We start from the raw sequence: 5,978 nt of genomic DNA, 5'->3' as shown, positions 1-5,978 counted from the left end.
AACCATAAAAACACAATGCATTCAAATTGTTACATTAATTACCGAGCTTATTGATGATTAAGATAACTTATCTAAGTAATAATAATCACTCTTTTTTATTTAATCCTTGTGCTTCATTTTATTTATTATTTTCTAAATGCTAATAAACCATGAATGATTAATGAATCAGCTAACCTAGCATGATATTTATGGAAAAATTGAATGCATAAAATCTAAATTAACACCCTAGATATAACATGAATAACAAATAGTTAAATCTAATACCCATAATTAAATTATGTGATTAACTTCATACTTTGAATTTGAATTTGAGTTTCTCGGAAAAGTTTAACCAAAGTCATATTTTCTTTTACATCCCTTTGAATATAATGGGTAATTATTCTAATTACATTCAGACTATTATCCCTATAAACGATTATCCCGCCTGACAAAACAAGCGGCATTTAGAACAAAAAGCCTATAAATAATTTATTTCTTATATTTTCCGTTAAAATTAATATGTGAGTGAGCAAAATGGCTAATAAAGAGTTTTTTTACCAAGAACCTTATCCGTTATCTGAGGATAAAACCGAATATTACCAAGTCTCTGATAAATATGTTTCTGTAGAGCAATTTGCTGGGAAGCAAATGCTAAAAATTGAGCCAGAGGCTTTAACCTTTCTTGCTGAACATGCAATTTATGAATCCCAGTTCTTTTTAAGACCAGCCCACCAAAAACAAGTAGCGGCTATCTTGCACGATCCTGAAGCGAGCGAGAATGACAAGTATGTCGCCCTGCAATTACTGCGTAACGCCGAGATTTCTGCGAAAGGTATTCTGCCAAACTGTCAGGATACAGGAACTGTTGCCGTAGTCGGGAAAAAAGGTCAACAAGTTTGGACTGGCTGTGATGACGAAGAATACCTCTCTCGAGGTATTTATAACGTTTTCCAACGCGAAAACCTGCGTTTTTCGCAAAATGCCCCGCTGGATATGTTCAACGAAGTCAATACAGGCACGAATTTGCCAGCGCAATTTGACATTTTTGCCACCACGGGTGATGAATACCATTTCTTGTTTGTTAACAAAGGCGGCGGCTCTGCAAATAAATCCGCCCTTTATCAAGAAACTAAGGCAACGCTGACCCCAGCTAAGTTGAAAAACTTCTTAATTGAGAAAATGAGAAACTTAGGGACAACCGCTTGCCCACCTTATCATATCGCATTCGTTATCGGCGGTACTTCTGCAGAAACCACGCTGAAAACAGCCAAACTGGCTTCGGCAAAATACTATGATAACCTGCCAACGACAGGTAATGAGTATGGTCGTGCGTTCCGTGATATTGAGCTAGAAAATGAGTTATTAGAAGCGTCACGCCATCTTGGCTTTGGTGCGCAATTTGGCGGCAAATACTTTGCCCACGATGTGCGTGTCATTCGCTTGCCTCGCCATGGCGCTTCTTGTCCGATCGGTTTAGCCATTTCTTGCTCCGCTGACCGCAATATCAAAGCAAAAATTACTAAAGACGGCTTGTGGCTGGAGAAAATGGAGCATAATCCAGCGCAATATATCCCTGAATCGATGCGTCATCAGACAGAAGGAACCGTGGTTCATATCGACCTCAACCGCCCAATGAAAGATATTTTGGCCGAGTTGAGTAAACACCCTGTGTCGACCCGTGTATCCCTCAGTGGTCCACTGATCATCGCTCGCGATATCGCCCATACCAAGCTCAAAGAGCGCTTAGATAATGGTGAAGAGCTACCACAATATTTTAAAGATCATATGGTCTATTACGCAGGCCCTGCGAAAAAACCTGAGGACATGGTGTCAGGTTCTTTAGGTCCAACCACCGGAAACCGTATGGATCCATACGTTGACCTCTTCCAATCCCATGGCGGCAGCATGTTAATGCTAGCAAAAGGTAACCGAACTCAAGCAGTCACCGATGCGTGTAAAAAACACGGCGGTTTTTATCTTGGTAGCATTGGCGGCTCTGCGGCGATTTTGGCGCAAGAATTTGTGAAAAGCTTAAATTGTCTCGAATACCCAGAGCTAGGTATGGAAGCCGTATGGAAAATGGAAGTGGAAGGATTACCTGCATTTATTCTAGTGGATGATAAAGGCAATAACTTCTTTGATATTGTCCAAAATGACTCTTGCAAGAAATGTGTTAAATAATTAAAAAAGGGTGAGCAATAATCATTTTGCTCACCCTGTTATCTTAACCAATCGTTATTTATCAGCTTTCTACTTATCGATTCTCTACTTATCAACGACCACGTTCTTATTCACCACATCCTGCTCGCTATTGCCTACCATCAATGCAAATTTGCTAATAGGGTCAGTGCTATAGGCATACAATCGTTTTAATGCGTAGGGGTTATCGCCAAGTTTAACTTTGCCTTGAATAGTTGATACCGCAATATGCAAACCTGCCTCTTTCGCTGCCTCAATTGCCGTTTGGTTATAAGCGCCAAATGGATAGGCTAAATAACGCTGGTCTCGTTCAAACTTAGCAAGAGCTTTCATTGAACGCTTAAAATCCAACATTATCGTATGCTCTTTACGACTAAAGATAATCGGATTATTACGGTTATCTAAGCGATGCAAAAAGTGCGTATGAGACTGAATATGAAACACATCTTGGCTCTCTTTAATTTCCTGCTTACTCATAAATTGCAGAGAATCTGGGTCCCATTTTTGTGGCTGTGTTTTAATACGGGAAGAAATCACGAACAGCGTCGCTTGCTGCTGGTTTTCTCTTAGAATAGGCAACGCATAGCGATACACTGATTTCAGTCCATCATCAAACGTTAATACCACTGCTCGCCCCGGCAAATTTGCACTCTTATTTAAATACCCTTCCACATCGTCTAAAGATAGCGTTTGGTATCCCATCTCTTTGAGGTAATTCATCTGTTCACGGAATGCCTCAACAGAGGTGGTCGTCGATGTATGGCGAAAGTTTTTATTTTCGCTATCTTTGAGAACATGGTGGTAGGTTAAAATAGGAATGCCTTTATCTATGGCAACATCATCTAAACGGACATACCCAAGGCGATCACCTATACGAATCGTTAACCACGATGTTTTATCACCATCTTCATCGGTTTTGATCATCCGCGCGAGTACCGGATAACGTAAGTTTTCCCATAACGAGGCTATCTGCCGAGAATTCTCATCAGTTGCGCTGTATACCGGTGTTTTTTGGCTTGTAATCAAATAGTCATAGACCGGATTCTTTAAGTCATTTAATCGGTCATCCTCAGGAATATTTCGAGGTTTCTTTTTGGATATTTGGGTGTTTTTTACATAGGCAAAATCATTACCAAACTGTAAAGCATTATAGTCGCCATTCGGGCTATAGGTGTAAAAACCCGTATCCGGATTAATTTCCCCTACAACTCGCATTTGACCACCAACAACAGCAAAGATATTTTCTGGGACTTTTGTCTGAATCAATTTAGGCGGTACATCCACAAGCTCCCAATTATCAAGATTGATAGCTTTTGAACCGCTGATGATTAAATTATTATTTTTTATATCTGCAGCATGTGAAACAGAAAAAAGATTAACGAAAAAGGTCAAAAATAGAAAAAGTAATCGATTAGACATGTCCTTTCCACTCAGTGTCACCAATACACCGCGCCAGTTTAAACCGACTTACAATTTAACCCTATACCCCGATAAAAATATTTTTTGCACGACAAAGCCACGAAAATATTTCCGTGGCTTTTGGCATGGTGAACAGATGAAAAATGAATGAGCTAAAATTTCAATTAAATGAAAAACAACTTTAGCAATCAATTAACAATAAAAAGAATCTCTTTTAAATTATCAATTTAAAAATAAAAACTATTTTTGCCCGTAATAGGCATTTTTCCCATGCTTACGTAAATAATGTTTATCTAACAGCTCTTGCTGCATATCACCAATTTGAGGTGTCAATTGACGAGTAAATAAGTTCATGTAGGCAATTTCTTCCAATACCACTGCATTATGAACAGCATTATGGGCATCCTTACCCCAAGCAAAAGGACCATGACTATGCACTAATACTGCTGGAATATCCTTTGCAGATACACCGAGCTGTTTAAATGTTTCAATAATCACATGCCCTGTTTCTTTCTCGTATTCCCCAGCAATTTCGCTTTCGGTCATTTTACGGGTACAAGGGATTTCACCGTAAAAATAATCGGCATGTGTTGTACCTAATGCACTCAGTGGTAGCCCTGCTTGAGCCCAAATAGTCGCATGACGAGAATGAGTGTGAACAATGCCACCAATCTCTGGAAATGCTTGATATAACGCTAAGTGGGTATCAGTATCGGATGACGGTTTATATTTACCTTCAACCACTTCGCCAGAGCTTAATGACACAACGACCATGTCATCCGCTTTCATGGTTTCATAATCCACCCCTGAAGGTTTAATCACCATTAAGCCTGCTTCTCTGTCTACCCCGCTAACGTTACCCCAAGTAAACGTCACCAGTTTATGTTTTGGTAATTCAAGATTAGCCTCAAAAACTTGCTGTTTTAATTTCTCCAGCATGATTACCTCCCCAGGTGTGAAAATAAAATTTGAAAATAGCTATGAATATCAACGACAAAAACTTATTTTGTTGTCTCTTTTTTTGCCGATGTACAGAGGATGTTCTGGTATTAAGGTAAACAGATTTAGCCGAATTAAAAAGCTCGTAGCTTTACAAATCATTAACAAAATCATGAATTTCAGTCATAGTCGGTCATACTCAGTCAAACTAAAACAAAAATAGCCCTAGTAAAAATGACCGAATTTGATGAAGTTGCTTAAAGCATCGTCTGGTTTTTGCCTACACATAGCTATATTTGGTGATCTAAATAACTATTTTAATGAAAGCATATAATTAAATTTCATTAAAAAGGTGACTTATATCTCTATAAATAGCTTTGTTTATTTCTCTCCACCGTTACATGAGTCGAGTCACGACAAAAAAAAATCAACGCAGGCACAATGCATATCATGGAAAGAATAGGAGTCTTGAGATGTTACAAGCTGAACGCCATCGATTAATTTGTTCTCATGTTTCACAGCATGGTTCAGCACTAGTGCGCGATTTAGCCCTGCTTTGTCACGTTTCTCAAGAAACTATTCGTCGTGATTTAACGGCGCTTGAACGCGAAAAACGTCTGCTCCGCAGCTTCGGCGGTGCCGTTGCTACTGAACAAGATGAAACTCCAGTACTGAGTGTCATGCCTTCTTCGGTCAAACTCAGTCAAATGGTGGATGGCGCAGAATCGTTTCGCAAAAGAACGGAAGAGAATCCGGATGCGAAAATGAAAATAGCAAAAGCCGCACTGAAATTTATCCAACCCGGTGATTGCATCATGATGGATAACAGCAGCACTTGCTGGTTTCTCGCGAGGCAAATACCGGATATCGATATTACGGTGGTTACGAATTCCGTCAAAATTATTCAAGCTCTTGCGTGTCGAGATCGCGTCCGAGTCATTGGAATTGGTGGGGAATACTCAGAGCGCCATGATGATTTTCATGGTCCAATATCGGAAAGTATTATCCGTAGCTTTCAAATTAAAACGTTATTTTTATCGTGCCAAGGATTCAATATAGAGACTGGCGTGCGCGATGGTAGCGAAATAAATGCCAAATTAAAAAGTATTATGATTCAGGTTTCTGAGAACTGTGTGTTATTAGCTGATAATAATAAATTAGACCAATATGCATTTAGCCAAGTTTGTACCTTAAATGATATTAACGTGTTAATCACAAATAAACTAAATGACAAAAACTTTAAGCAAACATTTCCAAAATTAAACATTATTGAATGTGATAAGTAATCTTTATATACATCATAGTAGCAGCGTAAGTCAGTGAATTAAGCATCTTGTTTTATTTTAAATAAATGAATTACACCAGGCAGCAAAAAAACCTATTAATTAAATTAACGATTAATAGAAATTAATTATATCTATCTAATTAAACAAAACATTAAC

The 5,978-nt window shown here is 38.6% G+C and carries 4 protein-coding genes; 2 read left to right on the top strand and 2 right to left on the bottom strand.

Annotated elements, in window-relative coordinates:
- The first annotated feature begins 513 nt into the window (after nucleotides 1–513).
- The gene (locus PSF16_RS16250; RefSeq protein WP_006658489.1) at nucleotides 514–2,160 is read left to right on the top strand and encodes a fumarate hydratase; all 1,647 of its coding nucleotides are present in this window, start codon (nucleotides 514–516) and stop codon (nucleotides 2,158–2,160) included.
- 84 nt (nucleotides 2,161–2,244) lie between these two features.
- Here the strand turns inward: PSF16_RS16250 and PSF16_RS16245 are convergent, their stop codons facing one another.
- Nucleotides 2,245–3,597: a polysaccharide deacetylase family protein gene (locus tag PSF16_RS16245; RefSeq protein ID WP_272689680.1), complete on the bottom strand. Its 1,353-nt coding sequence runs from the start codon at nucleotides 3,595–3,597 to the stop codon at nucleotides 2,245–2,247.
- A 240-nt stretch (nucleotides 3,598–3,837) separates the two neighbouring features.
- Nucleotides 3,838–4,536 carry an L-ribulose-5-phosphate 4-epimerase gene (gene araD / locus PSF16_RS16240; protein WP_006658485.1) on the bottom strand — a complete coding sequence of 233 codons (699 nt, stop codon included), beginning with the start codon at nucleotides 4,534–4,536 and terminating at the stop codon, nucleotides 3,838–3,840.
- A gap of 473 nt (nucleotides 4,537–5,009) precedes the next feature.
- Between araD and PSF16_RS16235 the strand changes: the two genes are divergently transcribed.
- Nucleotides 5,010–5,822 carry a DeoR/GlpR family DNA-binding transcription regulator gene (locus PSF16_RS16235; RefSeq protein ID WP_006662495.1) on the top strand — a complete coding sequence of 271 codons (813 nt, stop codon included), beginning with the start codon at nucleotides 5,010–5,012 and terminating at the stop codon, nucleotides 5,820–5,822.
- Nucleotides 5,823–5,978: the final 156 nt, after the last annotated feature.

It is taken from the genome of Providencia sp. PROV033 (genome assembly GCF_028484855.1).
Taxonomy (GTDB): Bacteria; Pseudomonadota; Gammaproteobacteria; order Enterobacterales; family Enterobacteriaceae; genus Providencia; species Providencia alcalifaciens.
This window is presented reverse-complemented; position numbering and strand designations above follow the sequence as displayed.

Bases quoted from the DNA above. Each gene is read 5' to 3' on its own strand.
- PSF16_RS16250 (WP_006658489.1), top strand. From the start codon at position 514: ATGGCTAATAAAGAGTTTTTTTACCAAGAACCTTATCCGTTATCTGAG.
- PSF16_RS16245 (WP_272689680.1), bottom strand. From the start codon at position 3,597: ATGTCTAATCGATTACTTTTTCTATTTTTGACCTTTTTCGTTAATCTT.
- araD (WP_006658485.1), bottom strand. From the start codon at position 4,536: ATGCTGGAGAAATTAAAACAGCAAGTTTTTGAGGCTAATCTTGAATTA.
- PSF16_RS16235 (WP_006662495.1), top strand. From the start codon at position 5,010: ATGTTACAAGCTGAACGCCATCGATTAATTTGTTCTCATGTTTCACAG.